Here is a 25,708-nt window from a genome sequence, read left to right on the forward strand (position 1 = left end):
TTTTATAATGCAAAACCCATACATAAACTTACTTTCAATCTCCTGGAAATACTCAAAGACCCATCGCTTAAATTATGTACTGGTCTATACTGGTTATACATTCGTTGCGTTAATTGATGCGTCAAAACCAATTATGTATGGTTGGTTTATCAGTCATTTAGAGAAGGATTTTTCAGAAACACTCAGGTACACATTATTGTATGTTTCCTCGTACATTGTAATTAACTTAATCGAATGGGCGATCAAGGCTTCTGCACGTATTGAGGAATGTTCTTTAGCCTTCATCATTGGCAAGAATTTTTCAATGGAAACTATTTCCAAGGTATTATATCTGCCTCTGCAATGGCATAGAAATAATCATAGCGGGCTGCTGCTGAATAAAATTCGAAAATCTGGATTTTCTCTAAATGAGTTCTTTAAAAATGGATTTAATTATTATCTATCTTTCTTAAAATTAATAATTTCATTATTCTCTATTGTATATTTTGCTCCTTTATTTGGAGGGATTTCTGTAATTATTGGCATCCTGACAATTTTATTTATTCTGAAAATTGATAAGACACTGGTTGGGCATTTGTCAAAACACAATGAAAAAGATGATAAGGTAAGTGCAGTAATGACAGAAAGCCTTGCTAATATCAAAACGGTAACCACCCTTCGTTTGGGAAGACAAATATTGGATGGCATATCTTTAAAGATTGATGAAACATTTGACCCATTTATCAGATATATAAAAAAAAATGAACTGAAATGGTTCGTTGCGGATATAGCGGTGGCTGTAATTTATGGAATATGTATTATAGGATATGTGATTCAGGCGTCTTCTGGAAGTAGTGCTATTGCTATAGCGCCATTGGTCATCTTATTGTTATATGTAAATCAGTTTACTGCCGGCTTCCATAGCCTGGCGTGGCTTTATAATCAGATAGTCCAGTTAAATACGAATGTGACTGCCGTTGATGATATTTGTAAACAATATGATCATTATAAAGAAATTGACACTTCAGATTACACTTTGAAACTGCCTGATAAATGGAGTAGTGCTGAAGTCTCAAAGTTGAATTTTTCGTATGCTGCAGACTGGAAAACAAACATTTTACATAACATATCGATTAAATTAGAAAAGGGTAAAAAGATTGCCTTAATAGGAAAAACCGGTGGAGGAAAAAGTACACTACTAGCTTTATTAAGAGGCCTGTATCATCCACGTGACGGAGTACACATGAAAATTAATACCATTCAATTATACGATTGTCTGGAAATGATTAATAACGATTGTACGCTGATACCCCAGGAGCCAGAAATATTTGAGAATACTTTATTATACAATTTAACTTTCGGATTACAATATACCGCAGAAGAGGTATCTATAGCATGTGCTACTTCACATTTTTCGGAAGTTATTGATCAGTTACCCTTAGGATTAGACACTGTTATAACTGAAAACGGTTCAAACTTTTCAGGGGGTCAGAGACAAAGACTAGCACTAGCCAGAGGAATTCTTTCCGCCAGGAATTCCAAAATTGTTTTAATCGATGAACCAACAAGTAGTGTTGATCAGGCATTGACAAAACATATATACAATCAATTGTTTTTTCATTTCAAAGAAAAAGCACTCATTGTCGCTCTGCATAATTTGGATATCCTTCCTTTATTTGATTATATCTATGTAATCGAGCAGGGAAAGATTGTTGAAGAAGGAGAGTTTGATCAGTTAATAAAAGCTGACGGTAAACTTAAAGTGACAATGAATTAGTTGTATTATTTTCACAAAAAAATCACACGATAATAGCTCAATTCAGCCTTTAATTTAATTCATGAAGATGCATAAAATATGTTTCATATACTGTTATTTTGGCCCTTTACCATGGTATTTTAAATATTTCCTCCATTCATGTAAATATAACAGTACTGTTAATTTCATCTTATTTACAGATGCTGAAATCTCAGAAGAACTACCGCCTAATTTTAAAGTTGTCAGCATAACTTTAAAAGACTTAAGGCAGTTAATTGATCATAAAATACAGATAAAAACAAACTTTACTGATGCCTATAAGTTATGCGATTTTAAGCCCGTATATGGAGATATATTTTCGGATTATTTAAATGGATATGATTTTTGGGGTCATGGGGATATAGATTTAATTTTTGGTGATATCCGTTCGTTTTTTACTCCTCAGATTTTGAATGAAAATGACGTAATATGTGTAAGAAGAGAATATGTTACCGGATTTCTTACAGTATATAAAAATAATGAAACGATTAATAGACTATACAGAGAAAGTCGTGATTATCGAAAAATACTTGAAGATGCTGAACATTATTGTTTTGATGAGTGCGGCAGTACTTTTTACGAACTAATGTGTGGTAAATCTATATTTGAAACAAGCGCCCAAATTGAGAGTATGACTCATATTGTAAAGAAATTTGAGAACGCGGGAAAAATAAAAGCGCACTTTGAAATGTGTTGTGTCGAAGATTTACCAGGAAAGATGGAATGGATTGATGGTAAACTCTTTTTCACAAAAACAAGTGGTCTGAATTCAACTAAGATTGACTGGAATAATGGGAGTCTGCATAATGAGAGAAAAGAAGTTATTCTGTATCACTTAATCAAGTTTAAAAAACTTAAGTATTTCTATATTCCGAAGTGGAAGGAGATCCCGAAAAAATTTTTTATTCATAAAAGATCATTTTCAACTTTTCATTATAGTTCGGTAATAGGCCGATTAAGTAACTTTTTGTTAGATAAACGTTCAGATTTTGGAGTTGAAATGGAATTCATGTCGAAATGGCTCCCGGCAGTATTCCGCACCGGAAACCAGAAAAGGAAAAACGCAATACATAAATATAGACTGGAAGATACCGAAGATGATGAATTCATAACAGTTGAATTCAATAACAGAGGTGTGTTTTGCGAAATGGGAAATGCACAATCGGTTGGACGTAAAAGTCGATGCTACTGTATTAGCGCAAGCAAGTACATTTCACTTATCTATAGAATTGAAATAGAATTCCAGGATGTTCATACGGTTATATGTAGAGAACCATCTCAAACAAGCCCATCCTGGCCTCAGATATTTTTGTTTGAGCACTAAGAATAATTAAATGAATAAGATAAAATTTATTACATAATGAGTTTGGAAAATGTAAAAAAAAAGCAACGGTTTGTGGTTTTGGCAACAGCTAGAACAGGTTCAAATTTATTAATGTCCCTATTGAATTCTTATGGAGATATTAAGATGCATGGTGAATTATTTAATATAGATAATCTGCCTCAGGAAACTCTGGATGATGTGTTAAATGATCCTATTATTTTCCTGAAAAAAAAACTGGATGAATCTGCTCAGTCTAAACATCAGGCTATCGGATTTAAGATGTTTTACGATCACCTAAGCTTCGATTATTTTGATAAAATGGTTTCGTCAGCTTCAATATCAAAAAGGCTGGTTGACAAATATGATGACTTTGATAGTTTTATACGAAATAATTATTCGATCAGTCAACTGAATACTAAATTTAAAAGTTTATGGAATTATCTGTCCAGTGACACTGATCTGAAAATTATTCACTTAAAAAGAAGAAACAAGCTGGATACGCTGATATCTCTTAAAACTGCTTACACGACAAGCGAATGGACACATTGGATGCCCAAAACCGGGAACAACCTAACACCATTGCATTTTGATTACGATGAATGTTATAATTATTTCTCTGCTATTGAACGGTACGAGCTGACGAATGATTTTACTTTTCGAAATCACTCTAAACTGGATATATGTTATGAAGACCTGATTTTGGATAAACAGGAATGTACAAATAAAGTTTGCGACTTTCTGGAATTGCCACACAAAACAGTAAAGACATTATTGAAAAAACAGATTACTTATCAGCCTTCCGAAATTGTTGATAATTATGATGATCTAAAAGAAGCCTTCCGAAATACTTCATGGAGTACGTTTTTTGTATAAAATCATTTGACTATGTATAGCATAAATCATCTAAAAACTGTAAGAAAAATATTTAATATTTTTTTCTTTGTTAGCATCACAACTTCTGTATTTGCGCAATCAAGACAAATAAAACCTAATATGTCTCCGGACCATTGGGAATATAATTCGACCAATACCGAATTTGTAGAACATAATGGTGTTATAAGTTTGCATATCAAGTCCCTCGGTAAACCGGCTCTGTATAAAGACCAAAAATTTCTAAACGGAACAATTGAATACGACATTGACCCTCAGGATGATCTTCTAAATGGCATCTATTTCAGAGCAGCTGATGTCGAAAATGCCGAATATTTTTATCTGAGACCCGATAAAGCCTCCATACCTAATTCGATCGAAGCAATACAATATGCTCCGACAATTAAAGGATTGACCTACTGGACATTGTTACCCCATTACCAAAGTGCTGCCAACTTTAAAAGGAACACGTGGAATCATATCAAACTGGTTGTTTCTGGCGATCAGATGCTTGTATATGTAAACGATATGAATAAGCCATCACTTGTCATACCTAAACTGGAGGGTAATTTTGGTGCCGGTTTTATCGCATTTAACGGAACAGGATATATATCCAATATCATTATAAAGCCAAACATTACAGAGGGCCTTTCTCCAGTGGCTGGCCTTGACCTGACTTTAAATGATCCACGTTTTTTGCGAAACTGGAAATATACTGATCCTGTAAATCTTCAGAAAGGTAGGGAACCCATCTCCTCAGAAATTCCAAAAGAAGATGTCTCCTGGAAATCAATCACAGCTGAGAATTGCGGCCTGATCAATTTTAGCCGTTTATATAACCGCAGCCAGAACAGAAGAATGATATGGTTAAAAGTAACACTCCTATCTCCGGTTGACCAGATACGTTTTCTTAATGTTGGATTTAGTGACGAGATATGGGGTTTTGTTAATGATGAAATTGCCTTCTCAGATAAGAATATTTATTTCGAACCAGTGAAAAAGGATCCGGAAGGAAGGGTATCTATTCAAAACGGAAAATATAGATTACCGCTTAAAACAGGTGAAAACAAACTGGTAATAGCGCTGGCAAATAATTATTTTGGATGGGGACTTATTGCCCGCTTAGACTCAATGGAAGGAATTCAAATTGTCGAACAAGAAAAACCATAAAAAATGTCGAAACTAAAATATTCCGCAGTATTAATTGCAACTATTCTGATTTTCAAAATAAGCCAGGCAAGCTGCCAATCGGGAACAATCAGTATCCCAGTTACAAGTATCAATGAAAAAGATTGGATTTTACCAAAATCTGATTCTGCAGGGTATGTTATAGGAAAGTATTTAGGTATCCCGGCCCTGATGCTGACAAATAAATTTGACAATTACAAATCGGCCCGAATTGCCTATCTGCGTAACATGAAGTTTTATAATGGTACAATTGAAGCAGATTTCGCCACACCGCTGGGAAAAGGCAGTTTCGTCGGAATTGCTTTCCGGATCAAAGATGAAAACAATTACGAGACTTTGTATTTCAGGCCGGGGGCTTCAGGCACCGTCAATGCCGTTCAATATATGCCTAAAACAGGTACAGATTTCGATTGGTGGCATTACGAAAGTGAAAGCTATCAGGCCTTAGCGACACTGCCACTGAAAGGCTGGTTCCACATCAAAGCAATAATACATAACAATACTTTGACCGTTTATGTTGACAATAACAATACTCCTGTTTTGAAATATACTTCTTTAAACCAAGCGTTAACAACAGGCTCAGTGGGATTCTGGTTAGGCAATTGCTTAAGCGGAGCGTATAAAAATCTGGTGATTACAAAAGATTAGCGATTCTATCGCTCATAAATCTAAGCCTTCAACAATGCACAATTCGCTTAATAACACTAATTCCAATGACGACATATTTTCAAAACTGCAATCCATGACAGTCCTTGATATGTTTGTATCGCAAGCAAATAAGACACCGAATTCCCAGGCTGCCCGTTATAAAAACGACACACTTACCTATCATCAGCTTCATAGCATGAGTGATGATTTAGCCAGGCAATTAAAATCTTCAGGTGTGGGAAGAAATGATATAGTACCATTTTTTCTGGACTATAGTGTTATTATACCAGTAGCCGTTTTAGGCATTTTGAAAGCGGGGGCTGCGTTTTTACCATTAGATCCAGAATTCCCAGAGGAAAGAATAAAATACATGCTCGACGATTGTCAGTGCAAAATCGTAGTCAGTGACTTAGTAAATGAAGAACGCATAACTTCAATAGGTCATCAAACCTTAAACATCAACTCAGGGCCCAAACCTACTGAAGCACACGAAACCACTCCGGAACTTACATTTACCCATCCCTCAGATTTATGCTACGTCATCTATACCTCGGGATCTACTGGTAAACCTAAGGGTGTAATGATCCAGCATAGTGCACTCATGGCCTATCTCCTTGACGTCTATGAAAGATTCCAACTAAGTGCTTGCGCTTCTTACGCTATACTAGGTACCTTATCTGCAGATGCCGGTTATACTGCTTTTTTTAGCGCCCTGTGTTTTGGCAAACATCTGGATATAGTTAATTTAAAATCCCACTCAAGTTTTGACTCATTAAAAGAACATCTCGAAACCTATCCGGTAGATTGTTATAAAACGACTCCTTCCATAGCTAATTTATTCGGAGAATACGCTGATGCACGTGCCATTCTCCCAAAAAAAAGAATGATTTTAGGCGGCGAAGCTTGTTCTCATGATCTTGCCGTTACGATTCGCAGTTTACTATCAGAAGAGTGCCTCTTTTTTAACCATTACGGCCCAACGGAAACAACAATAGGAATTATAACCTATGAGTTCCCAACGGATATCAATGAAATTCCTGATCCTGTTCCACTAGGTATCCCCCTGCCACATGTTATTATCGCATTGAGTAATGAAAAACTGCAACCCTCAGCCATTGGCGAATCAGGCGAAATATTGGTGGCCGGGCCACTCCTTAGCAGCGGATATTTAAATAATACAACTGCGACAACAGAAAAGTTTATAAAAGCAGATTTTAATTGCAATGATCAACGGTTTTACCGAACAGGTGATATTGGAATGATGGAGGAAGATAATCTTATTTTTTATCTGGGCAGGAATGACGATCAGGTAAAGATTAATGGCAATCGTGTAGAACTAAAAGAGATTAAAAAAGTCATCAAGTTGTCTGGTATGACAAAGGACTCCTTTGTGACCACCTTTGATAACAATCAAGGCAATCAGGCTTTAGTCAGCTACATCATACCCCAGGAAACATACAATCCGAAAATTCTTATGAATTTGCTCAAAAGACAGCTTCCAGGATATATGGTTCCAGGCCACATTATTGTTATTGACAAGTTGCCACTGACCGTAAATAACAAAATCGACAAAAGAAAACTGCCAAATCCATATGAAGAAATAGAAAAGACAGACAAAACATTGCTGTTTTCACAGGATGAAACATTTGTCTTTTTACATGATCTCTGGAGTAATTTATTGACTAATAATGGGAATATTGATCCTAATGCCCAGTTTTTTGATTTGGGTGGCAATTCATTTTCACTGATAAAACTTGCATTTAAAATAAATTCAAAATACGGACTGGCAATAACGCCAACAGACCTGTTTAATCATCCTACTATAAACGACTTATATCAGTTAATCAAATCTTTCAAACGCTCAGCTTCACAAAAACAGGTTCCTGATTTAGAAAACTTTGATTCCAGTGAAGCAACCCTTGGACAGAAAAACCTCTTTATTAGGAATAAGCTTAATCCTTCGGATCCTTTCCCTAATTCTACTATTACTTTTAAAATAACCGGAGGCATCGATATTGATCAATTACGCCTTGCAGCCTTAAATACTATTTCAAGACACGAGGGACTTTACACATCTTATATTTTCAAAAAAGGAAAGCTGTTTAAAAATAAAAATCATGTGGAAGATATTTCGGTTATTCAAGTAAAAGGTCAGGACATAAACATAGTTAAGGCAGAAATAACGAAATCCTTTAAACTTGGCGAAGCACCCTTAGTGCGTTTATTTATTATCGAAACTGAAGATCAAAATAAGTATTTACATATCGATATGCCTCATATTAATTCAGATGGCCATACTTTGCAAATTTTGATTAGAAATCTTGTTGATAATTACAATGAGGAAAATACTAACAAAACAGTTCACCAGTTTACGGAATTTCAAAAGGAATTCTTTATATATCAACATTCAGAAAAATTTGAAATCGACAGATTTTTTTGGCAAAATCAGATAACACTATACAAACCGCTCCTCTATTTCAAGAAAAAATTCTCCAATATTGATCATACGGAAATTGGGGGGCTTTCCCATATCAAATATCTTCCAGAAACTACTTTAAAAAAAATTCATGGATTTCTGCAAGGAAAAAACATGTCAAGATTTCAGTTCTTTTTTATCTCCTACGCAATTTTTATAAGCGGATTTACAACTGTCGAAGACATACCGATCATGCTACCGGTAGCCAACCGCAATCACGACGGATTCGATGAAATAATTGGCTTCTTATCCAACGTTATACTCGTGAATTATGAGATAAACAAACATATGAGCATAAAATTGATTTTTGAAAAGTGTAAGGCCCGGTTATTAGAAGTTCTGCAACACCAAAAATTCCCCTATGAAGAAGTGTTAAAACTTTATAAAGAAAAAAATGTAACAACATCCAACCAACCTTCATTATATTTTGGTTATCATCAAATCGTTCCTGCCTTTAAATTGGGCGATGCTGAGTTAACCTATCATCTGCCACAATGGGACAGAGAAAATCTTCCTTTATCAATAGCCGTTTATGATACTAAACAGAGTATTTGTTTACGGATATCATCCAGGGCTCAAATCTATGACAGACCTCAACTTGCAAAAATTGCAAATGATTATTTTTCATTCGTAGATACTATTTTAAGCGTTAATGAAGAGGAACCGGTAAAAAATCTCTTTCAGAATCTGGAGGTGTAAGTTAAAGCATATCCCCAAATATTTCATCAGAATGGAATAACTTCTCAACACTGATATAAGGAAACTAGTGTGTTACCTCTTCCACCCTTTTTGAATTTAGCCAAACTATTGTGTAATTTTGCAGATGAAAAAGTAAGGAGTTTTATAAAAGGTTGGCAAATAGTGGACAACACAAAACTCAAAACAACTTAATTAACTACAAATCAATTACTTAATAAAATAAATATGTCATCAGTAGAGACTACTTATATCCCTTACAAAGTAAAGGATATTTCACTGGCAGAATGGGGCCGTAAAGAAATTGGATTAGCAGAGGCAGAAATGCCAGGCCTAATGTCATTACGAGCAGAATTTGGTCCTTCAAAACCATTAAAAGGTGCACGTATCGCAGGATGTCTGCACATGACTATCCAGACTGCAGTTTTAATTGAAACTTTAGTTGAACTTGGTGCAGAAGTAACCTGGTCATCATGTAATATCTTCTCTACTCAGGATCACGCCGCTGCGGCTATTGCTGCGGCTGGTATTCAGGTTTATGCCTGGAAAGGTCTGAATGAAGCTGATTTTGACTGGTGTATCGAACAAACTTTACACTTTGGCCCTGAGCAACAGCCATTAAACATGATCTTAGACGATGGTGGTGATTTAACCAACATGGTTTTTGACCGTTTCCCTGAACTGATTCCTGCAATCAAAGGTTTATCTGAAGAAACTACTACTGGTGTTCACCGTTTATACGAACGTATGAAAAACGGAACCTTACATTTACCAGCTATCAATGTAAATGATTCAGTAACTAAATCTAAATTTGACAACAAATATGGTTGCCGTGAGTCATTGGTAGATGCGATCCGTCGTGCTACTGACGTAATGCTTGCTGGTAAAGTTGCTGTAGTTGCCGGTTACGGTGATGTAGGTAAAGGTTCTGCTGAATCATTAAGCTCACAGGGTGTACGTGTAATCGTTTCTGAAATCGATCCGATCTGTGCATTGCAGGCTGCAATGGAAGGTTATGAAGTGAAGAAATTCGCTACAGCTGTTAAAGAAGCTGATATTGTGGTAACTACTACAGGTAACTGTAACATCGTTCGTCCTGAGCATTTCAGAACTATGAAAGATAAAGTTATCGTTTGTAACATTGGTCACTTCGACAATGAGATTGATGTTGCCTGGTTAAACGCTAACTACGGTAATACCAAAGTAGAAATCAAACCTCAGGTTGATAAATATACTATCGACGGTAAAGATGTTATCTTATTAGCCGAAGGCCGTTTAGTAAACTTAGGCTGTGCTACAGGCCACCCAAGTTTTGTAATGTCTGCTTCTTTCACTAATCAGACCCTGGCTCAGTTAGAGCTTTGGACTAATCCAGGCAAATATGAGAACAAAGTTTATGTTCTTCCTAAATCCCTGGATGAGAAAGTAGCCCGTTTACACTTAGCTAAAATTGGTGTTGAATTAGATGTATTAGATCAACAACAGGCTGATTATATCGGTGTACCAGTTGAAGGTCCTTTCAAACCTGAAGCTTACAGATACTAAGCTGTTATATAGATTTAAAAGGGATGCACCGAAAGGTTTGCATCCCTTTTTTATTTCCCGAATTCATCTTCTACACTCTCTGTCAGATCATACATCAGCCATTGTTTGCTGGTAATCGCAGTACTTTTATTTTTAAGTAACACCATAAAATCGGCCACACCCACTGGTTCATTTCCATTTCCATGAATCAGAACAATACTTCCGGCCGAAGGCTTTTGCCCTTTTGCCAGCCAGGCATCACTACCTACCGGGATAATCCCATAAGCGAGTACTTTATCCACGACCTGCTGGTCAGAAACCAGACCGGGAAATCTGAAAAACACAGACGGGGTCAGACCATGTTGTAGCATCGCCAGTTCGGTACCCAGTATCTCAAAATTCATATCAGTTCCTGGTTCCAGCAGAAAATTAGTCTTTAAAGGGGCTGTAGCACTCACATGGTGATTAAAGGAATGGTCTATCCAGGTAATATCAATTTCTTTCTTTGCGACGAGTTCCTTCAGCCAGTTCAGATCATCAGTATGTGTCAGCATCCAACGGCCGGTAATAGAAAGTGCAATAGGCACCGGTTGTTCAATTTTAGCAAATTCACTGATCAATGAGGTAAAAATAATCCGGTCAAGTGGCTTATGAGACGGACAAAGATCTATCGTCAGCGTAATACCCTTTTCTTTTGGGAAACCGTGAGTAACACCAGCATCCTGTAAAGCAAGAGATTGTTTGGCGGCTGTCGCCCAGGCATTAAAATAAGGTGTCTGCTGAAAGTATATTTTCAGGCTTTTCCAGTCCATAGCTTTAATCACTGCAGCAGAAGCAGGGGTTAATTGGGTGGATAAGGTATGAGGATCTACAGTCAGATAAAACTGCTGTCCTGCCTTTTCCATTTTCCGGAGGATCAAAAGCTCTTTTCCCTGCACTTTCGCAACGCCGTTATACACTGTATAATCTTTAATTACCTCCTGTGCCTGACTGACAATTGCCCCAAATGATAAAAAAACACAAATAACTATAGCCGCGACCAACCTGTTTACAATAATATTATACCTGTTCATGTTTTATGGATTATCTTTGTACATGGCAAAACTATCAGTAAATATCAATAAAATAGCCACGTTACGCAACAGTCGCGGGGGAAACAATCCAGATCTGGTTAAGGTAGCACTTGACTGTGAACGTTTTGGTGCAGAAGGAATCACTGTACATCCAAGACCTGATGAGCGACATATCCGCTATCAGGATGTATTCGATCTTAAAACAGCCATTTCAACTGAATTTAATATAGAAGGAAACTGCAGGGAGCAGAAATTTATAGATCTGGTTCTGGCGAACAAGCCGGCACAGGTAACCTTAGTCCCTGATGCCGAAGGGCAAATCACCTCCAATCATGGCTGGGACACAGTAAAACATCAGGTTTATCTGAGAGAGATGGTAGAACTTTTCCAAAAGGAAGGGATCAGGGTTTCTATTTTCACAGACCCTGTCAGAGAGATTATAGAAGCAGCTCAGACTACAGGAACTGATCGTATAGAACTCTATACTGAGTTTTATGCGGCTAATTACCTGAAAGATCCGGTAAAGGCAATCACTCCTTATACACAGGCGGCGCATACTGCAAATAAATTAGGCTTAGGAATTAATGCCGGTCATGATCTGGACCTGAATAACCTGAAATATTTCGCTGCAAATATTCCTAATCTGCTGGAGGTTTCCATTGGTCATGCCCTGATCAGTGATGCGCTGTATTTAGGTCTGGAAAACACCATTCAGCTTTATCTGAAACAATTGTAGAATAACATTTTGTTCAGGGTATTCCATTGGAATGAACCTGAAATTTTAATACCTTTGCGCAAATTTATTGTTAACCGTCATGAGTTTAAACATCCATTACAAAGAAGACTTTAAAAACCGTCATATCGCTCCAAATAAGGAGGATACTGACGCCATGTTAAGCACCCTTGGTCTGGGTTCTGTTGCTGAACTGATCGAACAAACTGTTCCTCAAAAAATCAGGTTAAAACAACCCTTAAATTTACCAGTAGCAAAGTCTGAGAAAGAATACCTGGAGAGTCTTAAACAAACTGCTTCACTGAATAAGGTTTTTAAATCTTATATCGGACAAGGATACTATGATACCACTACGCCGGGAGTGATTCTGAGAAATGTAATGGAAAATCCAGGATGGTATACACAATATACTCCATACCAGGCTGAAATTGCTCAGGGCCGTCTTCAGGCTTTGCTTAATTTTCAGACTATGGTCATCGACCTGACAGGTATGGAAATTGCCAATGCTTCTTTATTAGATGAAGGTACTGCTGCTGCTGAAGCAATGTTTATGCAATTCAGCTTACGTAAAAATCAGCAGGCCCGTAAATTCTTCGTTTCGGAACTATTGTTCCCGCAAACTATAGATATTTTAAAAACACGTGCAAATCCATTCGGAATTGAACTGGTAATCGGTGACCACCAGTCATTCGAGGCAACAGAAGAATTTTTCGGCGCTATCGTTCAGTACCCGGCCGGAAACGGAGAGGTATTTAACTATAGTTCATTTGCAGAAAAAGCACATGCTAAAAATGTTAAATTAACAGTTGTAGCTGACATCCTGAGTCTGACTTTATTAACTCCTCCGGGAGAATGGGGAGCAGACATTGTCGTTGGTACTACACAACGTTTTGGTGTACCAATGGGCTTCGGTGGTCCTCATGCTGCATTTTTCGCGACTAAGGATGAATATAAACGTTCCATCCCGGGAAGAATTATCGGCGTAACCATTGACAGTCATAACAATTACGCTTTGCGTATGGCGCTGCAAACAAGAGAGCAACATATCCGCAGAGATAAAGCAACTTCAAATATTTGTACTGCACAGGCTTTATTAGCTATTATGGCTGGTTTCTATGCGGTCTATCATGGCCCGAAAGGACTTAAATTAATTGCTGAAAGAACCCATGGCTTAGCTGTTGCACTTTCGCAATCCATTGAGAAAATCGGTTATAAACAATTAAACAAGGTTTATTTTGACACAATCCGTGTAGACCTGGGTGATCTAAAAGACTCAATCCACAAAGAGTGTATTGACAACGAGATCAACCTGAATTACATTGGTACTGTAGCTACAATTTCACTGGATGAAACTACTTCCATTGCAGATATTAAATTACTGAACAAAATATTTTCTAAAGTAAAAGCGATCTCTGCTGACAGTGTTGAGCTTGCTGAAGAAAAAAACATTGAAACAGTAATTCCTGCTGAATTACAACGTACATCGGCTTATTTAACCCATCCTTTATTTAATTCGCATCATTCAGAGCATGAAATGCTGCGTTATATTAAATCTCTGGAAGCAAAAGATCTTTCGCTTTGTCATTCGATGATTGCTTTAGGTTCATGTACCATGAAATTAAATGCAACTACCGAAATGATCCCGGTTACCTGGGCAGAATTTGGCAGGGTCCACCCTTTTGCCCCGGCAGATCAGGTGGCAGGTTATTATACCGTATTTAACGAACTAGACCGTTGGTTAAGTGAAATTACCGGTTTTGCAGCTATGAGTTTACAGCCTAATGCTGGTGCTCAGGGTGAATATGCAGGTCTGATGGTCATCAGAGCTTACCATCAGGATCGTGGTGATCATCAGCGTAACGTCGCTTTAATTCCTTCTTCTGCACATGGTACCAATCCTGCGTCAGCAGCAATGGCCGGTATGAAGATCGTTATTGTTAAATGTGATGCCAACGGAAATATTGATGTCGCTGACTTAAAAATTAAAGCTGAAGAGCATAAAGATAATCTGTCCTGCTTCATGGTTACTTACCCGTCTACACATGGTGTATTTGAGGAAAGTATCATCGAAATCTGTGAAATTATCCACGCTAACGGCGGACAGGTTTATATGGACGGTGCAAATATGAACGCTCAGGTTGGATTAACCAGCCCGGCAAATATTGGTGCTGACGTATGTCACCTGAATTTACATAAAACATTTTGTATCCCTCACGGTGGTGGTGGTCCTGGTATGGGTCCGATCGGTGTAGCTGCTCACCTGGTTAAATATTTACCAGGACATGCTGTAGTAAATATCAATAACGAAAAATCAATTCACGCTGTATCTGCTGCCCCATGGGGTTCAGCTTCTATCCTGATTATCTCTCATGCATACATTGCCATGATGGGTGGAGAGGGATTGAAAAGTGCAACTGAATATGCGATCTTAAACGCGAACTATATGAAAGCGCGTTTAGAGAAACACTACCCTGTTCTTTATTCAGGAAGTAAAGGCCGTTGTGCACATGAAATGATCCTGGATTGTCGTGAATTCAAAAACTTTGGTATCGAAGTGGTTGATATTGCGAAAAGATTGATGGATTATGGTTTCCATGCACCAACAGTTTCTTTCCCTGTAGCTGGAACACTAATGGTTGAGCCTACAGAAAGTGAGCCTAAACATGAGCTCGACCGTTTCTGTGATGCATTAATTGCCATCAGAAATGAAATCACCATGGTTGAAAAAGGTACACTGGATAAAGTTGACAATCCATTGAAAAATGCACCACATACTGCAGCTGTAGTTACTGGAGACCAATGGTCACATAGCTACACCAGAAAAACTGCTGCATTCCCATTAGCCTATGTTGCCGAACATAAATTCTGGCCTTCGGTAGGAAGAGTTAATGATTCATTTGGTGACAGGTCACTGGTTTGTGCCTGTCCTCCGATTGAAAGTTATATGGAAGAAGAAGCGACATTATAAAAAATCTGATTTCCTAAACAAAAGAAGGGTCGTTTGAAGAAATGACCCTTCTTTTGTTAAATAATAAATCAACAGAGAATCAGTTTACATTTCTATTTTATATCTTTATAACAATACGCACTCCCTTTTCATAAAATTCAAGCTGATGAATACTAAGATTAACCTACTGGTAATTGATGATGACGATATCAATATTTTTATCATTAAAAAGATTGTAGAAAAAACAGGCTATGAAGCGAAAATGGTAGCTCAAACGAATGGACAGCTAGCTATTGATTACCTGAAAGAACTGATAGACACGAATCAGCTCCTGCCTCATCTGATCCTGATAGATATAAATATGCCGGTACTCAATGGATGGGAATTTCTGGAAGCCTATGAGAAACTAGGAATAGAAACGGAAATTGACATGTATATGCTTTCATCTTCCGTATATGAAAACGATATTGAAAAAGCCAAAACTTATAAAACAGTAAAAGGGTTTATTTCTAAACCCCTTTCTATAGAACGACTGATTGAACTGTTTGAAGGCAAAAGTGCAGGTGCTACACCAGCTTAAACTGCCCTTCAGCACCCAATTCAACAAAACCTGTCGCCCTGCTTTTACCATGGTAAAAGAGACAATTCCAATGTTCTGCAACAGCCATTTGTCCGAATTCTTCCCTTAATTCCATGGATTTACGGCCATCATAGTCGTATTTAGCAATAAATTTCTTGATCAGTTCTTCAGGCTCTGGTAATACATCACCGCCGAAGAAAACTTTATCTTCACTATCTTCCAATAACCAGGCCTGGTGGTATGGAGTATGCCCGCCTGTTAGTATATGTTTAACTCCGGGCAAAAAGTCACCTGTTTCATCAACATAAGCTAATTGTGCATTACGTTGCAGAAAATCAAAGATTTCTGTTCTGTATGAAGATGAGGTATTGGTAAATGCCCCCTCCCACTCTCCACGTTGAATGACATAGGTTGCATCCGGAAAGCTCAGCTCCATTCCATCATCCTTCTGATGTACCATCCCACCGGAATGGTCAAAATGTAAATGAGACATCAATACATAATCCACATCTTCAGGATTAAAGCCTGCTCTCCTGATATTTTCATGTATAATCAGCTCTCCTTTACTGTTACTGTAACCGAGCCCGGTATCCAGCAACAATAATTTATCCCCATGTTTGACAAGAAAAGGATTAACATGAATAAACAGGGACCCTGGTCTGTCTTTAGGGTTATCTGTCTGAGGATTAAAAGGAATAAATTTTTTGTCGGCTGCTACAGAGTAAGAACCTTCATATAAAGTGAAAACTTGCAATGGCGTAGGTATTAGTCAAAAGAATAATTAATGATATATTTACATCGGTTACAAAGATAGGGAACCTGTATGAAATACCTTCATCAAACGGTCATTACAGCTGGGCAGGCCTTTTTAAATTAAAAAACTAAAAACGATAATAACTAAATGAAGAAAAGATGGGTGCAAGCCGTAAAGGGTGATGAGGGAACGACAGGTTTGCTTGCACAACAATTAAATATAGATAAGAGTTTAGCTGAGATTTTAGTACAAAGAGGTATCTCATCCTTTCAGGAAGCAAAAGACTTCTTTCGTCCCCAGCTGACACAGCTTCACGATCCTTTCTTAATGAAGGATATGGATAAAGCTATATCCAGAATTGACCGCGCATTAGCTGCTCATGAGAAAATATTGATATATGGCGATTATGATGTTGACGGAACAACCTCTGTAGCTCTCGCCTATAGCTTTTTCAAACAGTTTACCAGTGAAATAGAGTACTATATCCCAGACAGGCACAAGGAAGGATACGGAATCTCTGTTACCGGAATTGATTATGCGAAAAAACAAGGGATAACACTGATCATAGCATTGGACTGTGGCATTAAATCCAATGATAAAATTGCCTACGCAAATACCCTGGGGATAGATTTTATTATTTGTGACCATCACTTACCAGGAGATGAACTTCCTGAAGCAGTCGCTGTTCTGGATCCGAAACGATCAGATTGCCCCTATCCTTTTAAAGAACTTGCCGGCTGTGGCATTGGTTTTAAACTGGCCCAGGCATATTGTCAGACACATAGTCTTCCGGCAGAAAATTATGAAAAGTACCTTGACCTGGTCATGGTCTCAATCGCAGCTGATATTGTTCCGATAATAGATGAAAATCGTACCCTTGCCTATTTCGGACTAATCAAATTAAATACAAATCCATGTATCGGCCTGAAAGCATTGATGGATAGCTGTGGTAAAAACAAGGATTTTACAATTACAGATGTGGTATTCACCCTGGCACCGAGAATTAATGCAGCGGGGCGGATGGACCATGGTAATCAGGCCGTCAAAATGTTGCTGTGCACAGCGAATGAGCTGGCTGCCGAGCAAAGTCTTTTTATTAATATACAAAATACAGACCGCAAAACATCTGACCAGAACATTACAGCCGAGGCACTGGCTCTAATTGATGATTCTGAAATACTGATCAGTAAAAAAACTACAGTAGTTTATAATGAGCATTGGAATAAAGGAGTAATCGGTATAGTGGCTTCGCGTTTAACGGAGAAATACTACAGACCTACCATTGTCCTCACCCATTCTAATGGAATGCTTACCGGATCAGCCCGTTCTGTAGCTGGCTATGATCTTTACGAGGCCCTACTGGGTTGTGCCGATTTACTGGAACAGTTTGGCGGACATAAATTTGCAGCCGGACTAACCATGAAACCTGAAAATATCGGGAAGTTTACTGACCGCTTTGAAAATATTGTTGCTTCTACTATAACAGAAAATTTACTTTGTCCGGAAATCCATATTGACAACGAAATCAATCTGGCGCAGATAGATGGAAAATTCCAGCGCATTATTGCCCAGATGGCACCATTCGGACCAATGAACCCGGCTCCGGTGTTTGTAAGTCATGGCTTGATTTTGGCCGGAAGATCTTATATTGTAGGTGCAAAACATTTAAAATTGAGCATTAAACAACAAAATTCCGTTATTTTTGAAGCCATTGGATTTGGCCTTGCTGAATTTGAACAACTATTATTGCCCGATCAGCCTTTTTCTGTCTGCTATACTATAGAAGAGAATGTGTGGAAAGAGCAAAAGCGTTTACAACTGAATATTAAAGCAATTAGGATTAATAACCAAGATATAAATGATATTAAGAGCTGATAATCTTATAAAAAAATACAAACAGCGGACTGTCGTTAATGACGTTTCGTTTAGTGTAAGCCAGGGAGAGATTGTGGGATTACTGGGGCCTAACGGAGCAGGAAAAACGACTTCTTTTTATATGATTGTCGGTCTGATCAAACCTAACGAAGGCAGCATTTTCCTGGATGATGAGGATATCACCAAAGATGCGATGTACCGGAGAGCACAAAAGGGAATTGGTTATTTAGCTCAGGAAGCTTCTGTATTCAGAAAATTATCTGTAGAAGACAATATTATGGCTATCCTGGAAATGACTTCGATGACCAGAGTCGAACGGGAAGAAAAACTGGAGGAATTAATTGATGAGTTCAGTTTGCACAAAGTCAGAAGAAACCGTGGTGACCTTTTATCAGGAGGGGAACGCAGAAGAACAGAAATTGCAAGGGCGCTTGCTGCAAGTCCCAATTTTATTTTACTGGATGAGCCTTTTGCCGGGGTTGACCCGATTGCAGTAGAAGAAATCCAGACCATCGTTGCAAAACTCAGAAATAAAAATATCGGCATCCTGATTACCGACCACAATGTTCAGGAAACACTTTCCATTACTGACAGAGCTTATTTGCTATTTGAAGGAAAAATACTGGAGTCTGGTACTCCGGAAATTCTTGCCGCAAATGAAATGGTGAGAAAAGTTTACTTAGGTTCCAATTTCGTACTACGCAGTAAAAACTTATAATCTATAAAACCGAGCATGGCAATTGTAAATTCTATTTTTACCTGGTATATGAAAAAGCGTGTTCATCAGATCGAGCTTTTCATGAAATATCCTGTAGATGTCCAGGAAGAGTGGTTCCATAACCTGATTTCCTGTGCTGAAAATACAGAATGGGGAAAAAAATATGATTATAAATCTATTGAAACTCCTGAACAGTTTAAGCAACGTGTTCCACTGCAAAATTATGATACTTTAAAACCATATATAGAGCGGATGCTTCAGGGAGAGCAAAATATTCTCTGGCCGTCCGAAATCAAATGGTTTGCCAAATCATCGGGAACCACCAGTGACAGAAGCAAGTTTATCCCGGTATCACCCGAAGCACTGGAAGAATGCCATTTTAAAGGTGGTAAGGATATGATTTCTATCTTCTGTAACAATAAACACAACAATCAGATTCTTACAGGAAAAGCCCTGGTACTTGGAGGCAGCCATCAGATTAACCAGTTAAATGAAGATTCATTTTATGGTGACCTATCGGCAGTTCTGATCAAAAACCTGCCAATGTGGGCTGAATACTATCGTACACCGGATATTTCTATCGCTCTGATGGACGATTATGAACAGAAAATGGATAGAATGGCTGAGGCCACCATTAAAGAAAATGTAACCAATATATCGGGAGTACCTACCTGGACGATTGTTCTGGCAAAAAAGATCCTGGAAATCACCGGCAAAAAAAACCTGCTGGAAGTATGGCCTAATCTTGAGCTTTATTTTCATGGCGCTGTTAATTTCAGTCCTTACAGAGAGCAGTTTAAAGAATTAATCCCCAGGGACGACATGTATTACTTGGAGACTTATAATGCTTCTGAGGGCTTCTTTGGCATACAGGATCAGATGAATTCGGAAGAAATGCTTTTAATGCTTGATTATGGAATTTATTATGAGTTTTTACCACTTGAACAGCTTTGTGATGATAACCCTGCAACACTTACGCTTGGAGAAGTAGAGCTGTACAAGAATTATGCAATTATTATCTCTACCAATGCAGGATTATGGAGATATGTAATCGGGGATACCGTTCAGTTTACCTCTTTATCGCCTTTCAGAATTAAAATTACAGGCCGGACCAAACATTTTATTAATGCTTTTGGAGAAGAAGTGATTATAGATAATGCTGAACAGGCTATCAGTAAAGCATGTAAGGAAACTGGTGCCGCTTTTAAGGATTATACAGCATGTCCGATCTATTTCCGTGGAAATGAAGCCGGAGGGCATGAGTGGATAATTGAATTTGATCAGCAGCCGGACGATTTTGAGAAATTCGTTGATATACTAGATCAGACACTCCGGGAGATTAATTCTGATTATGATGCCAAACGTTTTAATAATATGGCTCTTTGCAGACCTAAGGTTCACAATGCACCAAGAGATACTTTTTATAACTGGCTGAAATCAAAAGGCAAATTAGGTGGACAGCATAAAGTACCCAGACTGGCGAATGAAAGAAAGTACGTGGATGAGATCCTGCCTTTACTACAGCATTAAGGAAAAGGTTGCATAGAACCGCAGGAACAATTTTTAGTATCTGTCAGACCAAAAGCACGCAGATAATACTGATAATAAGCCATCCTGTTTTTCATCGGGGCCACTGTTTCCCCTTTATTACATTCAATAGCACCGTTGATAATATTAGTGATCAGCCCAAACCCGGCAGACCATCCTTTTGCCTGTTCTGCAGCTGTAGGTTTCCACTTCCCATTAATTACATCATGTGCAGCAGGTTTAATCCCCTGTGGGGTCATCCAGAAATAAATAGCCGTTTCAAAAGAAACTACCGGATCTTTAAGCAATAGATCGGGGTCACTGAGTAATTTATTCTTATCTCCATAGATACAGTCAGAGGCGAAGCCGTAATTACCGTTATAACTTAACTGAAGCGGACCACGTCCGTAGTATTTTTTACCTGGAAGCGCCGGATAAATTACATTATTAACTACATAGTTTTTAACAGTGTCCAATTCTCTCTTCAGCATCAGCCCATCATTAAATTGTCCATCACGTCCGTTCCGGGTTTCATGGGCAACCTGTGCAAAAAAAGCTGCCAGTTCTTTCTGATTGGTCTTCAGATCCTGATTATTACAAAATAAGCCATAATCAATTGTGACGCTGCTGTATTCTTTTTGCTGTGCCCAGCTCTCGTTCCAGTCTTTATCCTGACGAACAACCGTTTCTTTACCGGTACGTTTATCGGATCTTGTAATTTTATAGATAAAAGGCCCTCTTTTCTCAATTCTGACTTTTACCTGTGCCAGGTTCTGTACAGCTTTGAGGAAAGAGGGATAAGTGAAGAACTTGTCTCTTAAAGGAAAAAGCTTATTGAATTGTGCCTGAGGAATTAAGGTAGAAAATGAAGCAACCGCCCTGGTTTGAACAGGATTTCTTAATTTAAATGCTTCCGCGGGAAGGAAATAACATAAACAGATCAGGGCTCCAGCAATAAATTTAACCTTTTTTTGTATCATAATTAATTTTACAGGCTTACACCTGAGAGAGAAGAAACTTAATAAATCCTATGCAAAGTCTAAATATACCCATAATTTAAAAAAATTGAATAATTTCATACATAATCATACCAGAATCAGTCCTGATCAGTGGTTCATTACCGTTAATGTTTATATACCCGGTCAGACCAGGATTTTGTTTCGACAAATAGTTAATCCGCATCATTCTATAAAAGAACAATTCATACAACAATCAATCCGGTTTTTTGTTTAATTCATAATATAATTCTTCAGGCATAATTTAAAATGAAGAATAGATTGCAGAAAAATGGCTTATTACCCCAATCAGACAGGTTCAGAAATACGAAATCAATGACAGAAATTAAAACGCCGGATAATCTTATTCCCGGCAATGACGAGATAAGATTAAAGAAACTATACCAATATGAAATATTAGGCACCCCTTCTGAAACAGATTTTGATACTATTGCTTTAATGGCTGCAGAAATATTCAACACAAAAAAGGCTTTTGTAACCTTTGTAGATAAAGGCCGTGTTTTTGTCAAAGCAAGCAGCAGCCTGATTGAAGTTGATCATATTTCAAGAGCCTACGGTCTGTGTTCATTAAGTATCATGGAGAACGACCTGACCATATTCCATGATACACATGAATTTCCAGAATTAATGAAAAACCCCTATATCGCCAGACCTGGGGGGGTAAGGTTCTATGCAGCCGCACAAATACGCACAGCGGATGGATTTGCACTGGGGACCGTTTGTGTACTCGATGCTGAACCCAGGACAGTAGTTACAGAACAACAATCCAGAATGCTTCAGTTACTTTCGAGAGTGGTTATGGAGAAACTGGAAACCCGTCTGGTCAACAGAAAAATTGTCAGGGCCTATGATGATCGCCTGCACAGGCTGGCCCATGATATGAAGAACCCAGTGACCTCTATCTCTCTGTACGCACAGTTATTAGGTAGCAGGGAGATCAGCAGTGAGAAAGTATTTAACATGGCCGCTAAGATCGAGGCTTCTTCTAAAGGCATAGAGCAAAAGTTGAATAACCTGCTGACAGACGCAAGAAATGAAAATTCCAATATTGAATTAATTTATGAAGTTCTGATGATTACAGAACTCCTTACACAATTACAACAGTCTTTCGAGCTTTCATTAACTGCGAAAAATCAAACATTGATTATCAATAATGAATTATCAGTTTTAATTTATGCCGACAAAGACCGTATACTGGATATTTTTGATAACCTGCTGAGCAATGCAATGAAGTATTCACACTTAGGAGCTATAATTACAATCAATACTTCACTTCATGAAGATGAGCTGGTTGTTGAATTCAAGGATGATGGCCTTGGATTAAATGAAGATGATCTGAAAAAATTGTTCCTGAAATTTGCCAAATTAAGTTCTATCCCTACTGCTCATGAGAAATCTTATGGTCTGGGTTTATTTATAGTCAAGATGCTTGCAGAGAGCCATAAAGGTAAAGTATGGGCAGAGAGTAAAGGTAAGAACCATGGAAGTTCATTCTTTGTTTCTCTACCCATTCTTAAACAACAGGAACTTAATTAAAGGATACCCGCCATATAAGGATCAGAAATAGATTCTTCTCCGGTTTCAGTATGTCCGGCATATTGTCTGCTATAACCAGGTTCATCGGTCAGCACTGTAAAATCATACCATCCTGAATTCTTTTCAAGATTGATGGTTATACTTTCTTTGCTTCTTCCTTTTAACTGGATTTTTCGGGAATCATCAGGCCCATATACCCCACCATTTATGATTATATTCAAGGCTTCTTCTCCTTTATTTTCCAGCAGAACGGTTATGTTTCCGCTGAGCTTTTCTTTCAGCAGCCCTGATTTTTCATATAAACAGGATACCTGGAGCGCAGGATCATTTTTACCTCCTTTAAAATGCCTGTAAAATCCATTAGGTGCTCTTACAGCAAGATTATAACTATGATCGCTGAATTTGTTCAGGTCAAGCTGATGACTGACCTGACCGCCCCCATTTACTGCATAGTCCCAATTTTTTCCTTCCGTTTCAGCATACAGGCTTAATGAGGTAACATTAAATGCAGCCCCTACTGGTTCCAGCACTTGTCCAAAACCTGTTTTCCCAGATGCAAAATTCAATGTTATGGCTGTCCTCTGCTCATTCAGACTGGCCTCAGCAAATAGCTGATAAGGTAAAGCACAGGCTTTTCTTGTCCCTTTTTCCTGAACAGGCATCACAGCAGGAGATTGGGGCGAAAATGAGGCATTCAGGTTAATTGCAGCAATTTCTTCTTTGGTCAATGCATCAGGAGTGACTTGCTTGGGTTTATTTTTAGCATTCTGGATGCTAGTCACCACTTCCTCTTTTTTCAGAGATTCAGGATGAGCTATCTTCTCTCCGTTGTAAGGTCGGAAAGCAGAAGTAAGGTCACCACAGACAGCTCTTCTCCAGTCACTGATCTGGTGACTTCTGATCTTTTTACCTGTTTTTTTACTTAAAAAACGTTCCAGAAACTGTTGCGATGAGGTGTGATCAAATACCTGTGAGTTTACATATCCTCCTTTACTCCAGGGTGAAGCGATCAGCATAGGTACACGGTATCCCAGACCTATCGGGCTTCCTTTTTTAGCTTCCCATTCCACATCTATATCCATTTTTTCGGAAACCTTTCCCGTATCCGTATCTTTTGGATTGGGTGCAACGAATGGAGGCAGATGATCAAAATACCCGTCATTTTCATCGTAGGTCAGGACAAAAATTGTTTTTTTCCAGATCTCAGGGTTTTTGGTCAGGATATCAATGGCTTCAGAAACATACCATGTCCCATATAGAGGAGAGCTTGTATGGTCCGAAAACCGCTGCGGGGCAACCAACCAGGATACGGTTGGCAGTTTACCCTTATCTACATCTTCCCGGAACTGATGAAAGATATCATTTTTAGGAATTTCTACAGTTTCTTTAACTCCCTGGTCATTGGTATAAGTAAAGGGTTCGAGTTCCAGGTAATCACCTTTGATCGCAATATTTGTAGCAAATGCTTTATCAATAAGATTCTTTTCCTTCTGACTGAGTTTATTGTATTTCTGCTGAACCTGTTCTGCACTTAAGATCTCTTTTTTACTGGTCTTATCTCCGTTTTTACGGAAATAGGCAGATAGTTTCACATTATAGCGTTTCACATACTCCAGCGCATTATCGCCGTAGTTATCCACCCAGTCCCCTACTCTTTTATCCTGTAAATTAACAGTCCATAATTCATTCTGATAGACTTTCCAGTCTACACCGTGTTCTTCAAGCAGCTCTGGGAAAGTATCCCAGTCTACAAATGTATTGGTATGTGATTCTGCCTGCGAATTGTCAACCGCAGCGATAGCCTTTCCGTTTTGTTCAGGCCGGATTGTCCCGGTCCAGAAAAATAACCTGTTGGGTGTGGTACCGGTCAGTGAAGAACAGAAACTATGATCACAGATGGTAAAAGCATCAGCCAGTGCATAATAAAATGGAATATCAGTTCTGTCATAATACCCCAGGGTCATTAAAGATTTTACAGGTACCCATTTATCATATTTACCCATATTTCTTGCAGCAACCTGGTCATTCCATGAATGTGGAAGCCCACCCTGCCAGGTAATTTTTGTTTTATTAATATCAACATGGAAAGGGGCAAAGGTATTTCCTGAAGCATCCTGCTGCAACCATACTTTATTTTTGTTCGGCAGGATAGCAGCCCTTGGATCATTAAATCCCCTTACTCCTCTCATTTTACCAAACATATGATCGAAAGACCTGTTTTCCTGCATCAGAAAAACGACATGTTCCGCATCGTAAAAAGTAGTCCCGGGATCTGCTTCAATTGCCATTGCCTTTTGTATAGACATTGGAATTACACTGGCCAAACCAGTAGCGCCTGAAAACATGGCTGCCTTCTTTAAAAAGTCTCTTCTAGAATCCATTCTTGTTAATCAATATATATTACTTAATCGGGAACATTTGGGAGTTGTCCCGCTATATTAGCTGAAAT

The 25,708-nt window shown here is 38.3% G+C and carries 18 protein-coding genes; 14 read left to right on the plus strand and 4 right to left on the minus strand.

Annotated features, from left to right (window positions below; all coding sequences use genetic code 11):
• Window positions 1-7 precede the first annotated feature (7 nt).
• From HDF25_RS17035 to ahcY, 7 genes are all read left to right on the plus strand, one after another.
• Window positions 8-1,756 (plus strand): ABC transporter ATP-binding protein, encoded by a 1,749-nt coding sequence (locus tag HDF25_RS17035; protein ID WP_184626926.1) that lies wholly within the window; start codon window positions 8-10, stop codon window positions 1,754-1,756.
• 61 nt (window positions 1,757-1,817) lie between these two features.
• On the plus strand, window positions 1,818-3,098 hold the full coding sequence (locus HDF25_RS17040) for a DUF6625 family protein (RefSeq protein ID WP_184626928.1): 1,281 nt from the start codon (window positions 1,818-1,820) through the stop codon (window positions 3,096-3,098).
• 36 nt (window positions 3,099-3,134) lie between these two features.
• Window positions 3,135-3,971 carry a sulfotransferase gene (locus HDF25_RS17045; RefSeq protein ID WP_184626930.1) on the plus strand — a complete coding sequence of 279 codons (837 nt, stop codon included), beginning with the start codon at window positions 3,135-3,137 and terminating at the stop codon, window positions 3,969-3,971.
• Window positions 3,972-4,091: 120 nt separating this feature from the next.
• Window positions 4,092-5,138, plus strand: a complete 1,047-nt coding sequence (locus HDF25_RS17050) for a family 16 glycoside hydrolase (protein WP_184626932.1) — start codon at window positions 4,092-4,094, stop codon at window positions 5,136-5,138.
• Window positions 5,139-5,141: 3 nt separating this feature from the next.
• A complete protein-coding gene (locus HDF25_RS17055) occupies window positions 5,142-5,804 on the plus strand; it encodes a hypothetical protein (protein WP_184626934.1) in 663 nt (220 codons plus the stop codon).
• Between the two features lie 94 nt (window positions 5,805-5,898).
• Complete coding sequence (locus tag HDF25_RS17060; RefSeq protein WP_184626936.1) at window positions 5,899-8,979, plus strand: non-ribosomal peptide synthetase; 3,081 nt, start codon at window positions 5,899-5,901, stop codon at window positions 8,977-8,979.
• A 225-nt stretch (window positions 8,980-9,204) separates the two neighbouring features.
• A complete protein-coding gene (gene ahcY, locus HDF25_RS17065; RefSeq protein WP_184626938.1) occupies window positions 9,205-10,521 on the plus strand; it encodes an adenosylhomocysteinase in 1,317 nt (438 codons plus the stop codon).
• 50 nt (window positions 10,522-10,571) lie between these two features.
• On the opposite strand, the gene HDF25_RS17070 is transcribed toward ahcY, so the two are convergent.
• The gene (locus HDF25_RS17070; RefSeq protein ID WP_184626940.1) at window positions 10,572-11,573 is read right to left on the minus strand and encodes a polysaccharide deacetylase family protein; all 1,002 of its coding nucleotides are present in this window, start codon (window positions 11,571-11,573) and stop codon (window positions 10,572-10,574) included.
• 22 nt (window positions 11,574-11,595) lie between these two features.
• On the opposite strand from HDF25_RS17070, the gene HDF25_RS17075 reads away from it, so the two are divergent.
• The 3 genes from HDF25_RS17075 (at window position 11,596) to HDF25_RS17085 (ending at window position 15,833) form a co-directional block, all read left to right on the plus strand.
• Window positions 11,596-12,309 carry a pyridoxine 5'-phosphate synthase gene (locus tag HDF25_RS17075; RefSeq protein WP_184626942.1) on the plus strand — a complete coding sequence of 238 codons (714 nt, stop codon included), beginning with the start codon at window positions 11,596-11,598 and terminating at the stop codon, window positions 12,307-12,309.
• A gap of 79 nt (window positions 12,310-12,388) precedes the next feature.
• Window positions 12,389-15,274 (plus strand): aminomethyl-transferring glycine dehydrogenase, encoded by a 2,886-nt coding sequence (gene gcvP / locus HDF25_RS17080; RefSeq protein ID WP_184626944.1) that lies wholly within the window; start codon window positions 12,389-12,391, stop codon window positions 15,272-15,274.
• 145 nt (window positions 15,275-15,419) lie between these two features.
• Window positions 15,420-15,833, plus strand: a complete 414-nt coding sequence (locus tag HDF25_RS17085) for a response regulator (protein ID WP_260409395.1) — start codon at window positions 15,420-15,422, stop codon at window positions 15,831-15,833.
• On the opposite strand, the gene HDF25_RS17090 is transcribed toward HDF25_RS17085, so the two are convergent.
• The gene (locus HDF25_RS17090) at window positions 15,820-16,587 is read right to left on the minus strand and encodes an MBL fold metallo-hydrolase (protein ID WP_184626946.1); all 768 of its coding nucleotides are present in this window, start codon (window positions 16,585-16,587) and stop codon (window positions 15,820-15,822) included. The two genes, HDF25_RS17085 and HDF25_RS17090, sit on opposite strands and share 14 nt — an antisense overlap.
• A gap of 147 nt (window positions 16,588-16,734) precedes the next feature.
• Between HDF25_RS17090 and recJ the strand changes: the two genes are divergently transcribed.
• The 3 genes from recJ to HDF25_RS17105 are packed head-to-tail and all read left to right on the plus strand — an operon-like array spanning window position 16,735 to window position 20,710.
• Window positions 16,735-18,462 (plus strand): single-stranded-DNA-specific exonuclease RecJ, encoded by a 1,728-nt coding sequence (gene recJ / locus HDF25_RS17095; RefSeq protein ID WP_184626948.1) that lies wholly within the window; start codon window positions 16,735-16,737, stop codon window positions 18,460-18,462.
• Window positions 18,446-19,180, plus strand: a complete 735-nt coding sequence (gene lptB / locus HDF25_RS17100; protein ID WP_184626950.1) for an LPS export ABC transporter ATP-binding protein — start codon at window positions 18,446-18,448, stop codon at window positions 19,178-19,180. Before recJ ends, lptB begins: the two co-directional genes overlap by 17 nt.
• A gap of 15 nt (window positions 19,181-19,195) precedes the next feature.
• A complete protein-coding gene (locus tag HDF25_RS17105; RefSeq protein WP_184626952.1) occupies window positions 19,196-20,710 on the plus strand; it encodes a GH3 auxin-responsive promoter family protein in 1,515 nt (504 codons plus the stop codon).
• Here the strand turns inward: HDF25_RS17105 and HDF25_RS17110 are convergent.
• Window positions 20,707-21,687, minus strand: coding sequence for a chitinase (locus HDF25_RS17110; protein ID WP_184626954.1), 981 nt, complete (start codon window positions 21,685-21,687; stop codon window positions 20,707-20,709). The two genes, HDF25_RS17105 and HDF25_RS17110, sit on opposite strands and share 4 nt — an antisense overlap.
• A gap of 285 nt (window positions 21,688-21,972) precedes the next feature.
• Between HDF25_RS17110 and HDF25_RS17115 the strand changes: the two genes are divergently transcribed.
• Window positions 21,973-23,259 carry a GAF domain-containing sensor histidine kinase gene (locus HDF25_RS17115; protein ID WP_221450940.1) on the plus strand — a complete coding sequence of 429 codons (1,287 nt, stop codon included), beginning with the start codon at window positions 21,973-21,975 and terminating at the stop codon, window positions 23,257-23,259.
• Here the strand turns inward: HDF25_RS17115 and HDF25_RS17120 are convergent.
• On the minus strand, window positions 23,256-25,640 hold the full coding sequence (locus tag HDF25_RS17120; RefSeq protein ID WP_184626959.1) for a phosphocholine-specific phospholipase C: 2,385 nt from the start codon (window positions 25,638-25,640) through the stop codon (window positions 23,256-23,258). The two genes, HDF25_RS17115 and HDF25_RS17120, sit on opposite strands and share 4 nt — an antisense overlap.
• Window positions 25,641-25,708 lie beyond the last annotated feature (68 nt).

Origin of the sequence: Pedobacter cryoconitis (assembly GCF_014207135.1) — a bacterium.
In the GTDB taxonomy this organism is placed as follows: Bacteria; Bacteroidota; Bacteroidia; order Sphingobacteriales; family Sphingobacteriaceae; genus Pedobacter; species Pedobacter cryoconitis_D.

Bases quoted from the DNA above. Each gene is read 5' to 3' on its own strand.
- HDF25_RS17035 (WP_184626926.1), top strand. From the start codon at position 8: ATGCAAAACCCATACATAAACTTACTTTCAATCTCCTGGAAATACTCA.
- HDF25_RS17040 (WP_184626928.1), top strand. From the start codon at position 1,818: ATGAAGATGCATAAAATATGTTTCATATACTGTTATTTTGGCCCTTTA.
- HDF25_RS17045 (WP_184626930.1), top strand. From the start codon at position 3,135: ATGAGTTTGGAAAATGTAAAAAAAAAGCAACGGTTTGTGGTTTTGGCA.
- HDF25_RS17050 (WP_184626932.1), top strand. From the start codon at position 4,092: ATGTCTCCGGACCATTGGGAATATAATTCGACCAATACCGAATTTGTA.
- HDF25_RS17055 (WP_184626934.1), top strand. From the start codon at position 5,142: ATGTCGAAACTAAAATATTCCGCAGTATTAATTGCAACTATTCTGATT.
- HDF25_RS17060 (WP_184626936.1), top strand. From the start codon at position 5,899: ATGACAGTCCTTGATATGTTTGTATCGCAAGCAAATAAGACACCGAAT.
- ahcY (WP_184626938.1), top strand. From the start codon at position 9,205: ATGTCATCAGTAGAGACTACTTATATCCCTTACAAAGTAAAGGATATT.
- HDF25_RS17070 (WP_184626940.1), bottom strand. From the start codon at position 11,573: ATGAACAGGTATAATATTATTGTAAACAGGTTGGTCGCGGCTATAGTT.
- HDF25_RS17075 (WP_184626942.1), top strand. From the start codon at position 11,596: ATGGCAAAACTATCAGTAAATATCAATAAAATAGCCACGTTACGCAAC.
- gcvP (WP_184626944.1), top strand. From the start codon at position 12,389: ATGAGTTTAAACATCCATTACAAAGAAGACTTTAAAAACCGTCATATC.
- HDF25_RS17085 (WP_260409395.1), top strand. From the start codon at position 15,420: ATGAATACTAAGATTAACCTACTGGTAATTGATGATGACGATATCAAT.
- recJ (WP_184626948.1), top strand. From the start codon at position 16,735: ATGAAGAAAAGATGGGTGCAAGCCGTAAAGGGTGATGAGGGAACGACA.
- lptB (WP_184626950.1), top strand. From the start codon at position 18,446: ATGATATTAAGAGCTGATAATCTTATAAAAAAATACAAACAGCGGACT.
- HDF25_RS17105 (WP_184626952.1), top strand. From the start codon at position 19,196: ATGGCAATTGTAAATTCTATTTTTACCTGGTATATGAAAAAGCGTGTT.
- HDF25_RS17110 (WP_184626954.1), bottom strand. From the start codon at position 21,687: ATGATACAAAAAAAGGTTAAATTTATTGCTGGAGCCCTGATCTGTTTA.
- HDF25_RS17115 (WP_221450940.1), top strand. From the start codon at position 21,973: ATGAAGAATAGATTGCAGAAAAATGGCTTATTACCCCAATCAGACAGG.
- HDF25_RS17120 (WP_184626959.1), bottom strand. From the start codon at position 25,640: ATGGATTCTAGAAGAGACTTTTTAAAGAAGGCAGCCATGTTTTCAGGC.